Annotated in this window: 8 protein-coding genes and 1 pseudogene; 6 read left to right on the plus strand and 3 right to left on the minus strand. The window is 69.2% G+C overall.

The window, feature by feature from the left end; all coding sequences use genetic code 11:
• Nucleotides 1–13 precede the first annotated feature (13 nt).
• Both IPG61_12985 and IPG61_12990 read left to right on the plus strand, forming a co-directional pair.
• Nucleotides 14–3412 (plus strand): efflux RND transporter permease subunit, encoded by a 3399-nt coding sequence (locus tag IPG61_12985; GenBank protein MBK6734971.1) that lies wholly within the window; start codon nucleotides 14–16, stop codon nucleotides 3410–3412.
• Entirely contained in the window at nucleotides 3405–4571 is a 1167-nt protein-coding gene (locus IPG61_12990; GenBank protein MBK6734972.1) for an amidohydrolase, read from the plus strand. Before IPG61_12985 ends, IPG61_12990 begins: the two co-directional genes overlap by 8 nt.
• Here IPG61_12990 and IPG61_12995 read toward each other — a convergent pair.
• Nucleotides 4535–6076, minus strand: a complete 1542-nt coding sequence (locus IPG61_12995) for a glycosyltransferase family 39 protein (GenBank protein ID MBK6734973.1) — start codon at nucleotides 6074–6076, stop codon at nucleotides 4535–4537. The genes IPG61_12990 and IPG61_12995 overlap by 37 nt on opposite strands.
• Before the next feature lie 248 nt (nucleotides 6077–6324).
• On the opposite strand from IPG61_12995, the gene IPG61_13000 reads away from it, so the two are divergent.
• From IPG61_13000 to IPG61_13010, 3 genes are read left to right on the plus strand one after another with little or no spacing between them, the layout of a single operon-like run.
• Nucleotides 6325–7035, plus strand: coding sequence for a succinate dehydrogenase cytochrome b subunit (locus tag IPG61_13000; protein MBK6734974.1), 711 nt, complete (start codon nucleotides 6325–6327; stop codon nucleotides 7033–7035).
• A gap of 1 nt (nucleotide 7036) precedes the next feature.
• Nucleotides 7037–8968 (plus strand): fumarate reductase/succinate dehydrogenase flavoprotein subunit, encoded by a 1932-nt coding sequence (locus tag IPG61_13005; GenBank protein MBK6734975.1) that lies wholly within the window; start codon nucleotides 7037–7039, stop codon nucleotides 8966–8968.
• A 60-nt stretch (nucleotides 8969–9028) separates the two neighbouring features.
• A complete protein-coding gene (locus IPG61_13010; protein ID MBK6734976.1) occupies nucleotides 9029–9802 on the plus strand; it encodes a succinate dehydrogenase/fumarate reductase iron-sulfur subunit in 774 nt (257 codons plus the stop codon).
• Between the two features lie 130 nt (nucleotides 9803–9932).
• Here IPG61_13010 and IPG61_13015 read toward each other — a convergent pair whose 3' ends face one another.
• Both IPG61_13015 and IPG61_13020 read right to left on the minus strand, forming a co-directional pair.
• Entirely contained in the window at nucleotides 9933–11759 is a 1827-nt protein-coding gene (locus tag IPG61_13015; GenBank protein ID MBK6734977.1) for a hypothetical protein, read from the minus strand.
• Between the two features lie 143 nt (nucleotides 11760–11902).
• A complete protein-coding gene (locus tag IPG61_13020) occupies nucleotides 11903–14422 on the minus strand; it encodes a serine/threonine protein kinase (protein ID MBK6734978.1) in 2520 nt (839 codons plus the stop codon).
• Nucleotides 14423–14662: 240 nt separating this feature from the next.
• On the opposite strand from IPG61_13020, the pseudogene IPG61_13025 reads away from it, so the two are divergent.
• Nucleotides 14663–16304: pseudogene (locus IPG61_13025) on the plus strand (ABC-F family ATP-binding cassette domain-containing protein).
• The last annotated feature ends 48 nt before the right edge of the window (nucleotides 16305–16352 follow it).

The raw sequence follows: 16352 nt of genomic DNA on the forward strand, positions 1-16352 counted from the left end.
GGGGGACGGTGACATGATCCGCTTTGCCGTCGACCACCCGGTCGCCACGATGATGCTCTTCGGCGCCCTGCTGGTGACCGGCATCTACGCCGTGCCCCACCTCGACATCGAGGCGATGCCGGACAGCGAGTTGCCGGAACTGTCGATCGTCACCTCGTGGAACGGTGCCTCGCCGAGCGCGATCCAACGCGCGGTGACCCTCCCGATCGAAGGCGCCGTGGCCGGCTGCCACGGTGTGGAGGATATCGACTCCTCCTCACGCCACGACCTCAGCACCGTCACCGTGAAGTACAAGCGCGGCACCGACATGGAGTTCGCGCGACTGGAGCTGTCCGAACGCCTCGGCGCCGTCCGGCGCACGCTGCCCCCGCAGTCGGGACAGCCGTTCATCCGCCCCTACGTGCCGCAGGAAGTACGCACCGAAGACTTCTTCTCGGTCAGCCTGGTCTCGCCCCTGGACATCAACGAACTGCGCGACCGCGCGGAGACCTGGATCGTGCCGCGGTTCCTGTCGATCGAGGGCGTGGCCGACGCGGAACTGCGCGGCGGCGCGCGCCCCCTGCTGAAGGTCCGCCTGGATCTCGAGAAGCTCGAGCGCTACGGGCTGACCGCCGACGTCGTCGCGTCGCGACTGGACGCGCTCGACGACCTGGCGCCGGCCGGCGCCATACGCCGCAGCGGTCGCGAGCTGTCGGTGAGCGTTCGGGACACCGCCAGTGCCCGCGCGCTGGGCGGCACGGTCCTCGCGATCACCGGCGGCCAGCCCGTGACGCTGAGACACGTTGCGGAAGTCGAGCCTTCGTTCGAGGACATCGCCTACTACAGCCGCATCGGCGGCGAGAACGTGGTCACCCTGCTGGTGACCAAGCGCAGCGGGCAGAACTCCATCTCCATCAGCCGGCGCCTGCGCGCCGAACTGCCGCGCATCTCGGCCGACGCGCCCTTCCCGGTGACGTTCGAGGTGGACCAGGACGAGGGCGCCGACCTCGAGGAGAAGCTGCGGGACCTGGTCTCCCGTTCACTGGTAATCCTGCTGCTGCTGTTCCTGATGCTGGCCGTGGCCCTGCGGCGCCTGCGACTGGTCGCCATCGTCATCGTCTCGATCCTGCTGGCCATCGTGATCTGTTTGTCCATGTTCTACTTCTTCGGCGTCTCGGTGAACTTCATCACCATCAGCGGCCTGACCGTCTGCTTCGGCATGCTGCTGGACAACAGCATCCTCGTGCTCGACGCGATCCACCGCCGGCTGGCCGGCGGTCGCGCCGCCAGCAGCCGCGCGGCCCTGCTCGAGGGCACGCGCGAGGTGGCCTTCCCGATCATGGCCACCACGTTGACCACCGTGGTGGCATTTCTGTCCTTCATCTTCATGACCGATCGCCTTTCGCTGTTCTACGTGCCGCTGGCTGTGAGCGTCGGCATTGCCATGCTCGCCTCCATCCTGGTGGCCTTCGCCTGGATCCCGGTCTCGCTGCGCGGCCCAGCCGAACGCGAACTGCGGCAGAGCGAGGCGGCGGCAGACGAGTTCGGCCTGTCGGGCTGGCCGCTGCTGTGGCGCTGGCTCGCCGGCACGCTGTTGCTGGCTCTCGCCACGCTCGCGGTGATCTTCTTCTGGAAGGAAGCGTCGACGATGCGGCGCGCCTTGCCGTGGGTGGGCGGCGGCGCCGGCCTGCTCGTGGCCGTAGGCGCCTTCGTCGCCTATGCAGACTCGTTGACGCGACTGAACCTGAAGCTGTGGTATGTGCCGCTGGTCTTGACGGTGGCGCTGGGCGCCGGCACGGTCTGGATCTTCAAGGAGAAGATCCGCACGGGCGGGTTCTGGCGCCCCCAGGCCAAGGAACAGATCATCGTCTACCTGGAGCAGCCGACCGGCACGGACGTGAAGCTCTCGAGCGAGACGATCCGGTTGTTCGAGTCGGAGGTGCTGCCGCTGCCGGAAGGCGCCCACCTGCGCAGCGGCGCCGCCGGCAACCGCGCCTGGATGTTCATCGAGTTCGAGGATCCGCTGCTGCAGAGCGCCTATCCCGAGCTGTTCCGCAACAAGGTGATCGTGCTGGCCGAGGAACTCGGCGGCATGTTCATCTGGATCAACGGCTTCGGCGACCCCTACATGAAGGGCGGCCGCGGCGGCGGCATGGCCAATTCGACCGTGCGCCTGACCGGCTACAACAGCAAGGAACTGAAGGCGATCAGTGACGGCGTGCTGGCGCGGCTCGAGCGCAACCGCCGCGTACGCAACGCGCGGCTGACCAGCGGCGACCAGTTCAGCCGGTCGGACACGGACGAGACGGTGGTCGTCCTCGACCGCCAGGCCCTCGCGGCGCATCGGCTCAGCATGGCCGAGATCATGGGGCATATCCGGCGCCTGCTCGGCGTCGAGACGCCGTGGCACATGGTGCTCGACGGCGAGGACCAGCGCCTCATGCTGACCTACGCCGATGCGGACCAGATCCAGTACAACCAGATCCTGGGGCGCACGCTGACCACGAGCCGCGGGCAGAAGGTGCAGCTCGGGCGCGTCGTCACGCTGGAGCAGCGGCCGGAGATCAGTTCCATCGAGCGGCACGACCAGCGCTACAGCCAGATGGTGAACTGGGAGTACATCGGCACCGACCGCATGCGGCGGCAGTTCATCGACGAGATCGTGGCCGGGATCACCCTGCCCTACGGCTACACCGCGGAGGATCTCAGCGGACAGCAGGTGACCGAGGATGAGCAGGAAGAGCTCCGCCAGACCCTGTGGCTGACCGCGGCCTTCATCTTCATGGTGCTGGCAGCCATGTTCGAGAGCCTCCTGCTGCCGATGCTGGTGATGCTGGCGGTGCCGATGTCGCTGGTGGGCGTGGCCGGCATCTTCTGGGCGACCGGCGCCGAGTTCGATTCCTCGGCGAAGATCGGCCTGATCCTGATGTTCGGTGTCGTGGTGAACAACGCCATCCTGCTGATCGAGCGGTTCCGGCTGCAGGTGCGCGAGATCGTGTCGCTCGAAGGCGTGCCCGCCGGTGACGATGAAGGCCAGGTGCGGACGGGTCGGCGCCTGGGCGGCTACGACCTGTGGCGGCTGCCGGCGACCCTGCGCCGTGACATCCTGCAGCGGGCCGTCTGCGGCGGCGTGCGCATCCAGCTGCGCTCGATCCTGCTGACCAGCGGCACCACCATCGCCGGCATGCTGCCCCTGCTGTACAAGAAGGACGCCGCGGCCGGGAAGGACATCTGGGAGAACCTGGCCCTGTCGTCCATCGGCGGGCTGGGGTCGAGCACGGTACTCATCCTGGCCGCCATCCCGACCTTCTACTGGATCTTCACGATCCTGGGCTGGCGCCTGGCGCGGGTGCGGCAGCGGTGGTCACGGCGGGGCCACGCTGCCGTGATGGCGGCGACATCACCGGAACCGCTGCCGGAACAGCATGGGTGACCGTCGCCTGACGGCGCTGCGGCATCGCCTGCACGCGCTGGCCGAGCCGTCGGGCGCCGAGGCCGCCACCGCCGCCTTCGTTGCGACGGAGCTGGACGCCTGCGGCCCCGGCGAGCTGCTGACCGGCCTCGGTGGCCACGGAGTGGCCGCCGTCTGGGAACCGCACAGCACCGCTCCCGGCCCGACGGTGCTGCTGCGGGCCGAACTCGACGCGATACCCGTGCCCGAGACCCTCGACCTGGCCTACCGGTCGCGCACGCCCGGCATCGCCCACAAGTGCGGCCACGACGGCCACATGACGATGCTGCTGGGAGTGGCCCGTCGCCTGGCCGTGAAGGCGCCGGCGCGGGGGCGCCTGGTCCTGCTTTTCCAGCCGGCCGAGGAGACAGGAACCGGCGCCGCCGCCGTTGTCGCGGACCCGCGCCTGTCGCGACTGCGGCCCGACTGGCTCTTCGCGCTGCACAACCTGCCGGGCTACGACCTCGGGCGCGTGCTGGTGCGGCCGGGCGCGTTCGCTGCCGGCAGTGCCGGGCTGCGCGTGCGGCTGCGCGGCCGCACGGCCCATGCGGCGGAGCCCGGGAAGGGCCGCTCGCCCGACCAGGCGCTGGGAGAGCTGATCATGACGCTGGTGACGCTGCCGCCGTCGGAAGGCGATGCGCTCGAGCTGGTGACCGTGACCCACGCCCGCCTCGGCGAACCGGCCTTCGGCCTTGCGCCCGGCGATGCCGAGCTGCTCGCGACGTTGCGTGCGGATGACGATCTAGCCCTGGCTTCGCTGCAACGTAGGGCGGCCACCGCGGCCCGCGCCGCGGCCCGCCGGCACGGGCTCACCGGCTCGCTTGCCTGGGAAGAAGTGTTCCCCGTGACCTGGAACGACGCTCAGGCGGTGGCACTCGTGCGCGAGGCGGCCCGCGCCGCCGGCCTGCCCCTCGCCCGCCCGCGCGAGAGCGCGTTCCGCTGGTCGGAGGATTTCGGAGTGCTGGCGCGCCTCGGGCACGGCGCACTGTTCGGCCTGGGCGCCGGGCGTCGCCGGCCCGGGCTGCACGCCGAGCGCTACGATTTCAACGATGCGCTGCTGCCCCTCGGCGTCGACCTGCTCCATCGCGTGGCGTTGGCGGCGCTTCAATCGCCGCCGCTTGCGGCCGCATCCACGCGATAGACGAGCGTCTGGGCATCGCGCCAGGCCACGCTGACGCCGGACAGGTTGTCGAGGTGGTCGAGCATTGCCGCGTCCGGCAGGTATTCCCGTTCGATGGCGCCCACCGCCAGGAAGGTCGCGCCGCCCGCGCGCGCACGGTCGACCAGGTCCTGCTGGTCACGGGCCATGGCCGGGTACGCCGCGAAGCGCAATCCCGCGTAGTGGGCCAGGTGCGCTTTCCGCGCCATCAGGACGGCCGGGCGGCCGTCGCGCCCCCGGGCCCCGGCGGACCACTGCGGCGCCGCAGCGATTGCCGCCGAGAGGTGCCGCGGCTGCTGGCGGTCGTAGAAGGAGACGGCACGGGCGATATGCCCCGTGTGCAGCGCCATCACCAGCGCGACGACAGCGACCGCCGCCACCGTACGCAGGCGCGGCAACCGCTCGATCCCGAGCGCCGTCACCAGGGCCCACACCGGCACCAGCGGCAGCGAGAACCGCGGCCGGTGGAAGACGGCCCCCAGCGCCAGGAACATCACGACGCCCAGCAGGAGGACGGCGACCTGCCGCCGATCAGGACGTCGCCACGCGAGCAGCGCCAGCGCCGCCAGCGCCACGGCGCCGAACGTGCGGCCGGTGACCTGGTCGAGATCCTGGCCGAGGTGCCGTGGCAGGTTGCCGAGGTAGTGGACGACGAAATACACCGGATCCTGCGCCACCACCTGCCCCAGCGAGCGGAAGCCGCCCGGCGGCACCATGTCTGCGCGCTCACCGCCGTAGAATTCATCGACGATGTTCTGCAGGTTGCGCGAGGCCAGCCAGTGCCCCGTCTGCACCCGCGAGGCCGCCAGCCACGGCGAGGCCACAAGCAGGAATCCCGCCCATACGCAGGCCACCGCGAGCGCACGCCGACGCCACGGCAGGCTCCAGGGATCCAGCAGCAGCAGCACTGCCGCCGCCCACACCGCCACCACGATCCCGTTGTCCCGCGTCAGCCAGGCCAGGCCGGCCAGGGCCCCGCTCAGCAGCCACGCGGCCGGTCGCGGCGGCCGCAGCAGCAGCGCCGCGACCGAAGCCATCACGCACAGCAGGAAGAGCTGGTCGGAAGAAGCCTTGTGCGCGTGGATGAAGAACACCTTCACCGAGGCCGTCACCAGCAGCACGACGACGGCGACCCGCGGTCCGGCCAGGCGCAGCGCGAGCCGGTGCACGAGCAGCAGCGTGCCGGCGGCAGCCAGCAGGCTGAGCACGACGGCCGAGCGGTACCAGCCGACATCGAGCGGGGCCAGCGCCGCGTGCAGCGGCACCAGCACGAAGGCGTGCAGCGGCCCCTTGAAGGGATGGTTGGCGACAGCGAATCGGCCCGCCGCCAGTTCCTGCGCGGCAGGCGCCAGCTCGGCGAAAAAATCGGCCTCGACGCCGAGGTCGCCCAGCGGCGAGGTCGCCAGGGAGACGGCCAGCCCCGCGGCCGTCACCAGCAGCACGAAGAGGGCCGGCCACCAGGCCGGCAGGCTGGTCCGCGGACTCAACGCACCTGCTCCATTCGTTCGCGGTTCAGCCGGTCGACGCCACGCGGCGCATCATTCCCCGGGGCGCTCCCGCGGGCAAGGGACGATTTGCTTCCGGAATGCCTGAAGGCCCGTTACCCGCAGCAGGACAACAAGTTGAGAACCATAATCAACAAGCCATAAAACGGTTGAGATGGTTCCCGGCGGCGCGTAATGTTCGCCTATCCTTCATCTTCGAGCTTCCGTCTTCAGCCCGGGAGTGCGCCTCCATGTCCTCATTCGGATCCGTCGCCTGGTCATCGGTCGGGAAGAAGGTGATCACCGGGCTGACGGGCTTCCTGCTGGTCGGATTCGTCGTCGTCCATCTGCTCGGCAACCTCACCCTGTTCATCGGACCGGACGCTTTCAACGGCTACGCCCACTTCCTGGAAAGCGCCGTGCACGGTTGGCTCATCTACGCCTTCGAGGCCGGGCTGATCGTCATCTTCGCCTTCCACATCGCCGCCGCCGTCACCGTCGCGGTGGCCGACAAGATGGCGGCACGCAAGCAGGGCTACAAGTACGCGCGCAACGCCGGCGGCCGCAGTCGCAAGACGCTGGCCTCGCGCTCGATGATCGTCTCGGGTGCGGTCATCGCCGTCTTCGTGATCGCGCACATCTTCATGTTCAAGTTCAACGCCGGGAACGCCTTCACGAAGAACCCCGACGGCACCAAGAACCTCTACACCGTCGTGGTCAAAGCCTTCAAGGATCCCGCCTTCACGGCCTTCACGGTCGTGGCGATGATCCTGCTCGGGATGCACCTGCGTCACGGTGTCTGGAGCGCCTTCCAGTCGCTCGGCTGGACCAACGACCGCTGGCTGCCGATCCTGACCCGGGTGGCCCTGGTCTTCTCGATCGTGCTGGCGGTGGGCTTCATCCTGCTGCCGGTCATCCTGTTCATCAGCGGCGACCCGAACGCCATGCCGGGAGGTCATTGAGATGACGACGGGCAACCGCGTCCTGGACGCCAAGATTCCCGCCGGCCCCCTGGCCGACAAGTGGGATCGCCATGAAATGGACAATCCGCTGGTCGCCCCCGGCGGCAACCGGCGCAAGCTCACGGTCATCGTCGTGGGCACCGGATTGGCCGGCGGCGGCGCCGCCGCGACCCTGGGCGAGCTGGGCTACAACGTCCTCAGTTTCTGCATCCAGGACTCGCCGCGCCGCGCGCACAGCATCGCAGCGCAGGGCGGGATCAACGCCGCGAAGAACTACCAGAACGACGGCGACAGCGTGCATCGCCTGTTCTACGACACGATCAAGGGCGGCGACTACCGCTCGCGGGAAGCCAACGTCTATCGCCTGGCCCAGCTGTCGATGGGCATCATCGACCAGTCGGTGGCGATGGGTGTCCCCTTTGCGCGCGAATACGGTGGCACGCTGTCCAACCGCACCTTCGGCGGCGTGCAGGTCAGCCGCACGTTCTATGCGCGCGGGCAGACGGGCCAGCAGCTGCTGCTGGGCGTCTACAGCGCACTGGTGCGGCAGATCGAGGCCGGCACCGTGAAGATGTTCCCGCGCCACGAGATGCTCGACCTGGTGGTTGTCGACGGGCGGGCCCGCGGCATCATCGCCCGCGAGCTGACCACCGGCGAGCTCAAGCGCTTTGCCGCCGACGCGGTGGTGCTGGCCACCGGCGGCTACAGCCCGGTGTTCTACCTCTCGACCAACGCCGTCAACTGCAACGCGACGGCGATCTGGCGCGCGCACCGGCGCGGGGCGCTGTTCAGCAACCCCTGCTACACGCAGATCCACCCCACGGCCGTGCCGCAGATGGGCGACTACCAGTCCAAGCTCACGCTGATGAGCGAGAGCCTGCGCAACGACGGCCGTGTCTGGGTGCCGAAGAAGCCGGGCGACAAGCGGCGGCCCGACCAGATCCCGGAAGCCGAGCGCGACTACTACCTGGAGCGGCGCTATCCCGCCTTCGGCAACCTGGTGCCGCGCGACATCGCCGCCCGGGCCGCCAAGGTCGAGTGCGACCAGGGCAAGAGCGCGTACTTCTCGCCGCAGTCGGTGTACCTGGACTTTGCCGACGCCATCAAGCGTCTCGGGCGGAACGTCGTGGGCGACCGCTACGGCAACCTGTTCGACATGTACCGCGAGATCATCGGCGACAACCCCTACGAAGTGCCGATGATGATCTACCCGGCTCCGCACTACACCATGGGCGGCCTCTGGGTGGACTACAACCTGCAGGGAACCATCGACGGCCTGTTCGTGGCCGGCGAGGCCAACTTCTCCGACCACGGCGCCAACCGGCTGGGAGCGAGCGCCCTGATGCAGGGCCTGGCCGACGGCTACTTCGTGGTGCCGCGCGTGGTGGCCTCGTACCTGGCGAACGCCAAGGTCTCTGCGATCAAGGCCGACCACGACGCCTTCAAGGCGGTCGAGGACGAATCGCGCGCGCACCTGGGTCGCCTGCTGAAGATCAAGGGCAAGCGCACGGTCCGCGACATCCACTGGGAACTGGGCCGGACGATGTGGGACAAGGTCGGCATGGCGCGCAGCACCGGCGGCCTGCAGGAAGCCATCAAGACGATCGGCAGCCTGCGCGAGTCCTTCTGGCACGACCTGGCGCTGACCGGCACCGAGAACGACCTGAACAAGCAGCTGGAGCAGGCCAATCGCCTGTGCGACTACCTCGAACTGGGTGAGTTGATGGCCCGCGACGCCCTCATGCGCGAGGAATCGTGCGGCGGGCATTTCCGCGACGAACACCAGACTCCCGAGGGCGAAGCCAAGCGCGACGACGTCAACTTCGCGTTCGTCTCGGCCTGGGAGTACACCGGCCCCGGCAAGGAACCGGTCATGCACAAGGAACCGCTGGTGTTCGAGAACGTCGAACTGAAGACCCGCAGCTACAAGTAGAGGAAGGTTGGTCCGATGAGCGACAGTTCCGCGAACAAGGACAAGTCAGCCGGCAAAGGCATGACAATCCACCTGAAGATCTGGCGCCAGGCCCGCAGCCAGGCCCAGGGCAGGTTCGTCGACTATACAGTGAGCGGCATCCAGCAGGAGATGTCGTTCCTCGAGATGCTCGACATCCTCAACGAGGACCTCATCCGCAAGGGCGAGGAAGCGATCGAGTTCGACAGCGACTGCCGCGAGGGCATCTGCGGCACGTGCGGCATGGTCGTCAGCGGCGTGGCGCACGGCACGCATGCCGGCACGACCACCTGCGAGATCCGGATGCGGCACTACAAGGACGGCGACACCATCACGGTGGAGCCGTTCCGGGCCGGGCCGTTCCCCGTGATCAAGGACCTGGTCGTCAACCGCGAGTCCTTCGACCGCATCCAGCGCAAGGGCGGCTTCGTCTCGACGAACGTCGGCTCGGCCCCGGACGGCAATGCCGTGCTTGTGCCGAAGGACGCGGCCGACAACGCCATGGACGCGGCCACCTGCATCGGCTGCGGCGCCTGCGTGGCGGCGTGCCCGAACGCGTCGGCCTCGCTGTTCGTCAGCGCCAAGATCAGCCAGCTGGCCTGGCTGCCGCAGGGCGATCCCGAGCGCGGCCGTCGCGCACTGGCGATGATCGCGCAGATGGACGCCGAGGGATTCGGCGACTGCTCGAACCACGGCGAATGCGAAGCCGTGTGCCCGAAGCAGATCTCGATCCAGAACATCGCCAAGATGCGCCGCGAGTACATCAAGGCGGCGTGGGTCGGGGCCGACCGCAGTCGCAATTCCGGCGGCGAATAGCCTCGCGCTGGACTAGTCAGCGGCAAGTGGCGCGACCCTAGCGTCGCCCAGACAACGAAGCCCGGGCAATCCGCAGCGCCGAAGGCGCGAGGACAGCCCGGGCTTTGTTGTCTGGGCGACGCTACGCACGCTACTCGTCGACGCCGCCGCCGCCGCCGGTGTTGACGGCCTCGAGAATGGTCAGGGCACGGCGCACATCGGTGGTGCGGTCCTTCTCGCCGGCCTTGCCGTCGATGTCTTCCCAGGCCAGCAGCGACTCGGCCCAGCTGGCCAGCGCCCCGAGGAGGTCGAGACGGCCCGCAGGGGCACGCCCGGTCACGTAGTTGAGTTCGGTGACCAGGGTCTCCTGGAGCAGGGCTTCGTCGTCGTCGCGCGGCACCATCGACAGCAGCTTGTATGCCGCCACCAGTTCCGTGCCTTCATTGAACTGGAACGGGACCGGCAGGTACAACCCCGTGACGGCGCCCAGCAGCTCGCGCAGCGTGGCCGCATCGTAGAAGAGCCGCGATGCCTCCACGCCGCAATCATCGCCGTACACGCCGCCGTGGTACAGGGCGCCGTCGACTTCGTCAAGTTGGCCGGCCCTGTCATCGGCGAGGATCGCGCAGCGGAAGATCTGCCGCCACATGCCCTGAGTGAGGCCCTCGGGGACGATCGCGCCGCTGGCGATGTCCGCCAGCAATCGCGTGTCGTCCGGCACGAAGCCGAAGTCGTTGCCGGGAGCGTCCGGCCCCACGGTGACCGTCCGCGTGAGCGGGCCGGTGGCCAGGAACGAGGATGCGAGGTCGGCATTGAACGACCCGGGGTGGGCCGCCAGGTCCAGTTCGACGATGTAGGATCCCGCCGGGACGGCGAAGGCGAAGCGGCCATCCGGGCCGGTCAGGGCGGAAATGGTCGTGCCCCCGTTGGTCGCCAGCGCAGCGCCGAGGTCGATCGCCACACCGGGCAACCCGGGCTCGCTCGCGTCCTGGAACCCGTCGCGATCGGTATCGACGTACACGGCGCCGGTCACGTTCCACGGGGCCGGGCCGGCTCCATCGGCCGGTTCGGAAAGCGCCGCCGCCACCCAGCCGAGCGAGGCGCCGCGCGGCTCATAGCCCGGGGTCGAGACGAGTTGCACCGTGACGGCGGCAACGCCGGCCGGGATGAGGATCGGCAGCTCCACCGAGTCCCACTGCGCACCGTCCGTGCCGCCCATCGGGTCCTCGAAGACCTGGCTGCCAGAGGTCGTGGTCACCAGCACGCGCGTGGGCCGATCCTGGCCGACGCTGGCGGCCATCAGCACCAGCTGGGCCAGGCGGTCGCCGTCGGCAGGCGTCACGGCAAAAGTCTGCGGCACGGTTTCGTTCAGCACGCCTTCGTAACCGAAGTACGCCATGTCGAGGCCGTCACGCAGCTGGATGCCCGTCTGCGAACCGTCATCCCAGATGACGAGGATGCTGGCGCCGTCGTTCTCGTCGACCGCTGCCATCGTGAAGTCGAACCCCGACACCGTCAGCACGTTGCCGCCCGGCGCCACCAGGCCCAGTTCGGTGATGTCGGCCCGGTAGGCCGAGAAATGGTAGGCGCTGCCGAGGTGCGTGTAGAACCAGGTCGGGCCACCGATAAGCTGGCCGGTCACGGCCACGCCGTCGAGGCTGATCTGGTCGTCCCCGGTCACGGACACCGAACCGCCCGCCCAATAGAGAAGCACCTGGCGGATCTCGGCGTTCGCCGGCACGGCCACCGCCAGATCGGCGCTGGCCACGCCCACGAGCGAGACGCCTCCGTGGGACAGTCCCGACCCGGCGGCGACCCGCAGGGAGGGCGCCCCGAGGGCTTCGCTGCCGTCCTTGTCGGCGCTCTGCGGGCCGGCGGCGGACGTCGGGGTTACCCCGACCGGAACGTCGCGGCTGCAGCCGGCAACCAGGGCAAGACACGCTGCCAGGATGGCAAAGTTGTTTCTCCACAATGACATGGCAGTCTCCTTGGCGAGACGATGATGACGCGGGAAGTGGTCGGTACCAGGGGGCGCCCGGCCCGGCGGAGCCGCCGGCCAGCCTGATATCCCAATCCAGACTATCACATTCAAGGATAACGAAGACGCAATTTTTTCGCGACTCAGCGGGCGGCCGGGCGCACCCGATCGGCCCATTGGCGCATGGAGTCGGCTCCCGCCGGGCGCCCCAGGTCCCCCAGGACCAGCGCATAGTCATCCAGGAACTCTGCGAGGTCGGGATGGTCGACACCGAGGCTGACCCGGAAGTTCGCCAGAGCGCGGCCAAGGTAGGCATCGGCCTCGCGCGGACGCCCCTCCTCCCGCAGCAGGCGGCCGATGTCGCGCAACGTCCAGCCGACATCAGCATGGTCCTCGCCGAGCGCGGCCCGGCGGATGGACAGCGCCTGGTCGTACTCCGCCTGCGCCTGGGGCCAGCGCTTCTGGTCGCGGCGCAGGTTGCCCAGGTTATTGCGCGTCTGCGCCACGTCGGGGTGCCCGGGGCCGAGCACCTTCTCGCGGATCGCCAGGGCCTGCAGGTACAACGGCTCGGCTTCGGCCAGACGGCCCTGCTCGTGGATGACGAGCGCCAGGTTGTTGATCGCGGTGGCGGTGCGCGGATGCTCGGCGCCGAGGATGCGTTCGTAGATGCCGACGGCGCGCGTGTACATGGCCTGCGCCTCGGCGTAGCGCTTCTGGTGGTGGTAGAGCAGGGCCAGGTTGTTCAGGCCCTTGGCGACATCGGCGTGGTCCTGCCCGTAGGCGCCCTCCCAGATCGCGAGCGCCTCGAGATAGAGCTGTTCGGCTTCGGCGAAGCGGCCCCGGTTCCAGCTGAGGATGGCCAGCGAGTTGTAGCTGGCCGCAACTTCGGTCGACCGGGGCCCCAGCTCGCCCAGCCGGATCTCCAGCGCGCGCCGATACTGCGGGTCGGCCTTGTCGTAGAAGCCCTGGCGCCGGTACACACTGCCGAGGTCGGTCAGCCGCGAGGCCAGATGGAGTCGCCCGGCCTGGTCCGTGCCGTCGAGCAGCGGCAGCGCCTCGTTGATGGCGGCCTCGGCCGCCTCGTAGCGGGCCAGGTCGAGGTACAGGTCGGCCAGCTCGCCCAGCGACGTGGCCATGTCCGCGGTCGGGACACCGGCGGCACCCCGACGCAGCTCCAGGGCACGCTGCAGCTTCGGCTCCGCCTCCTCATAGAGCCCCAGCTTGCGGTAGACGGTGCCCATCGTGCCGAGCAGCCGCGCCTGCGTCAGCGGCTGCCCGGACAGTTCACGCCCGATGCGCTCGCTGCCGGCGTCGAGGATCTCGCGCGCGGTGATCGTGTTGCCGCGGGCCTGGTCGGGATCGGCAACCTCAAACAGCCCGACCAGGAAGCCCGACACCTGGCGCGCGGTCTCGGCTTCCATGCGCGCGCGCCGCTCGGCGTTGACGGCCCGGATCATGCCGGTGGTCGTGCCGGCGATCCCGAGCAGGATGGCGGCCAGCGCCACGGCGCCTGCCGCGACGCCGGTGCGGTGGCGGCGCACGAACTTCCGCACGCGATAGCGTGTCGACGGCGGCCCGGCATTGACCGGCTGGTCCTCCAGGTGCCGACGTACGTCGTCGGCCAGGGCGCTGGCAGAGGCATAGCGACGCTCGCGGTCCTTCTCGAGCGCCATCATCGTGATCCAGTCGAGGTCGCCGCGGAGCGAGCGCACCATCATCCCGGGTTCGCTGGCGCGGCAACGCGCCATTTCCTCGAGCAGTTCGGGCGTGTGACGCGCGATGGTCGTCACGCGCGTGCTCGGCTTCGGCGGCTCCACCTCGCGGATGACCTGCAGCACCTCGAGGAAATTCAGCGCTGCAAGGTCCTCGCGACGGAACGGACGCTGGCCGACGAGCAGTTCGTAGAGCATCACGCCCAGGGCATAGACGTCGGTCCGCGTATCGAGGCCTTCGCCGGTCAGCCCGGTCTGTTCGGGACTCATGTATTCGGGCGTGCCGATGAGCTGGCCGGCGCCGGTGCTCAGCGTGTCGTCGAACTGTGCGCGGTCGAGCGCCTTGGCCACGCCGAAGTCGATGATCTTGGGCACCGGCTGGCCGTCCGTCTCGGTCACCAGGACGTTCGAAGGCTTGAGGTCGCGGTGGATGATCGCCTTCTGGTGCGCGTGCTGGACACCCTCGCAGATATGGATGAACAGTTCGAGCCGCCGCCGCAGGCTCATCTGCTCCTGGTCGCAGTAGACGTTGAGCGGCACGCCCTCGACGTACTCCATCACGAAGTACGGACGGCCCTCGTCGGTCGCGCCGGCGTCGAGCACCTTGGCGATGGCCGGGTGGTTCATCATCGCCAGAGCCTGGCGCTCGGAACTGAAGCGGGCGATGAACTCGGCGGTGTCCATGCCGCGCTTGACCATCTTCAGGGCGACGCGGCGACGGATCGGTTCCTGCTGGTCCGCTTCCCAGACCAGGCCCATGCCTCCCTCGCCGATGCGGCGCTTCAGGAGGTACGGGCCGATGAGTTTCCCCTCGGAAACGGGATCGGCGCCGGCGGGGGGCGGCAGGGCGGCGCCGCCGGGCATCCAGGAGGTGGCCCCGGACCCCGAGCCTGACGTCACGGTCTCGGGCGACCGCGGCGGCAGGTCAAGCGTCCGATCGTCGTCATCCACGACGGGTCTCCTGTCGGCCGGGCCCGGGTGGCCGGTCCCGCCGGGTGCGGTCGTTCGGGGTGATCGGGCGGGCGCCCGTCAGGATAGTGGCTTTCCAGCCTAGCACCACCGTGCGCCGGCCGTCAACGCGGGCGCTGGCGCGGCCGGGCGCCGGCGTGCACTATTGCGGGCCCCGGCGCCGGGACCACCGCCGCCGCGACCCGAACCAGCGCCCTGCCGGGCGCGTACCCGGAGCCGCCGATGATCGCCCTGGCCAATGTCTCGAAGCGCTACGGCCGCCAGATCCTGTTCGTCGAGACCTCGCTGCAGGTCAATGCCGGCGAGAAAATCGGCCTGGTGGGGCCCAACGGCGCCGGCAAGACCACCCTCCTGCGGATGCTGGTCGGCGAGGAGGCGCCCGACGAGGGCACCGTGTCGGTGCCGCGGACACTGACGATCGGCTATTTCCGCCAGGACATCGGCGACATGTCCGGGCGTACGGTCCTGGACGAGGCGATCGCCGGCAGCGGCACGCTCGGCGACCTGCATCACGAGCTGCACGACATCCAGATGGCGCTGGCGGACCCCGACCAGATGGACCGCATGGAACAGCTTCTCGAGCGCTACGCCGAGGTCCAGGACGCGTACCACCACGGCGGCGGCTACGACCTCGAGGCCCGCGCGCGCGAGGTGCTCCAGGGCCTCGGACTCGACGACACGCAGATCGACGGCGACGTGGGTGCGCTGTCGGGCGGCTGGAAGATGCGCGTCGGCATGGCGCGGGTCCTTCTGGGCCGTCCCGACATGCTGCTGATGGACGAGCCCACCAACCACCTGGACATCGAGTCCATCCTCTGGCTCGAGAAGTTCCTCAGGGGCTATCCCGGCGCCCTGCTGATGACCTGTCACGATCGCGATTTCATGAACCGCGTCGTGAGCCGCGTGATCGAGATCGACGCCGGCGAGTTCGTCTCCTATACGGGCGACTACGACTTCTTCGAGCGCCAGCGCGCCGTCCAGGCCGCCAACCAGCAGGCCCAGTACGAGCGGCAGCAGGCGATGCTCGCCAAGGAACGCCGTTTCGTCGAACGCTTCGCCTCGCACGCTGCCAAGGCCGCGCAGGTGCAGAGCCGCGTCAAGAAGCTCGAGAAGCTCGACCTGGTCACGCCGCCGCGCCAGAGACGCGTTGTCGAGTTCGAGTTCCGCCAGCCGCCGCGCTCCGGCGAGGATGTGGTCGAGCTGAAGGGCGTCGGCAAACGCTATGGCGCGCGTCATCTACGAGGGCTTCGACCTGATGATCCGGCGCGGCGAGCGCTGGTGCGTGATGGGGCGCAACGGCGCCGGCAAGTCGACGCTGCTGAAACTGGTGGCGCAGGCCGTGGCCCCCGACACCGGCACGGTCAGGCTCGGCGCCTCGCTGAAGATGGGCTATTTCGCGCAGCAGGCCCTCGAGCAGCTCGACTCCACGCTGACCGTGTACCAGCAGGCCGAGAAGGCCTTTCCCCTGGCAAACGTCGGCACCCTGCGCAACCTGCTGGGCGCCTTCCAGTTCCAGGGCGATGATGTCGACAAGCCCGTGCGCATCCTCTCGGGCGGGGAGCGATCGCGCCTGGTGCTGGCGCTGATGCTGTTCGACCCGCCGAACTTCCTGGTGCTGGACGAGCCCACCAACCATCTCGACCTGCAGACCAAGGACACGCTGGTGGCGGCGCTGCGCGACTTCGAGGGCACGATGCTGTTCGTCAGCCACGACCGCACGTTCCTGCGGGGGCTGAGCAACCGCGTGCTCGAATTGAGGCCGGAGGGCGACGGCGAACCGGCCCGGCCGCCGCTGGTCTACGAAGGCACCTACCAGGAATTCGTGACGGCGACCGGCAGCGAGGCGGCCGGCGTCCACCGTTGAAGGGGCCGCGCGGCGCCCGGGCGATCGGCGCCGCGCGGCCGGGCGAAC

This window comes from bacterium (assembly GCA_016703265.1).
Lineage (GTDB): Bacteria > Krumholzibacteriota > Krumholzibacteriia > LZORAL124-64-63 > LZORAL124-64-63 > CAINDZ01.

Coding starts and splice junctions, on each gene's coding strand:
- IPG61_12985 (MBK6734971.1), top strand. CDS start 14: ATGATCCGCTTTGCCGTCGACCACCCGGTCGCCACGATGATGCTCTTC.
- IPG61_12990 (MBK6734972.1), top strand. CDS start 3,405: ATGGGTGACCGTCGCCTGACGGCGCTGCGGCATCGCCTGCACGCGCTG.
- IPG61_13000 (MBK6734974.1), top strand. CDS start 6,325: ATGTCCTCATTCGGATCCGTCGCCTGGTCATCGGTCGGGAAGAAGGTG.
- IPG61_13005 (MBK6734975.1), top strand. CDS start 7,037: ATGACGACGGGCAACCGCGTCCTGGACGCCAAGATTCCCGCCGGCCCC.
- IPG61_13010 (MBK6734976.1), top strand. CDS start 9,029: ATGACAATCCACCTGAAGATCTGGCGCCAGGCCCGCAGCCAGGCCCAG.
- IPG61_13015 (MBK6734977.1), bottom strand. CDS start 11,759: ATGTCATTGTGGAGAAACAACTTTGCCATCCTGGCAGCGTGTCTTGCC.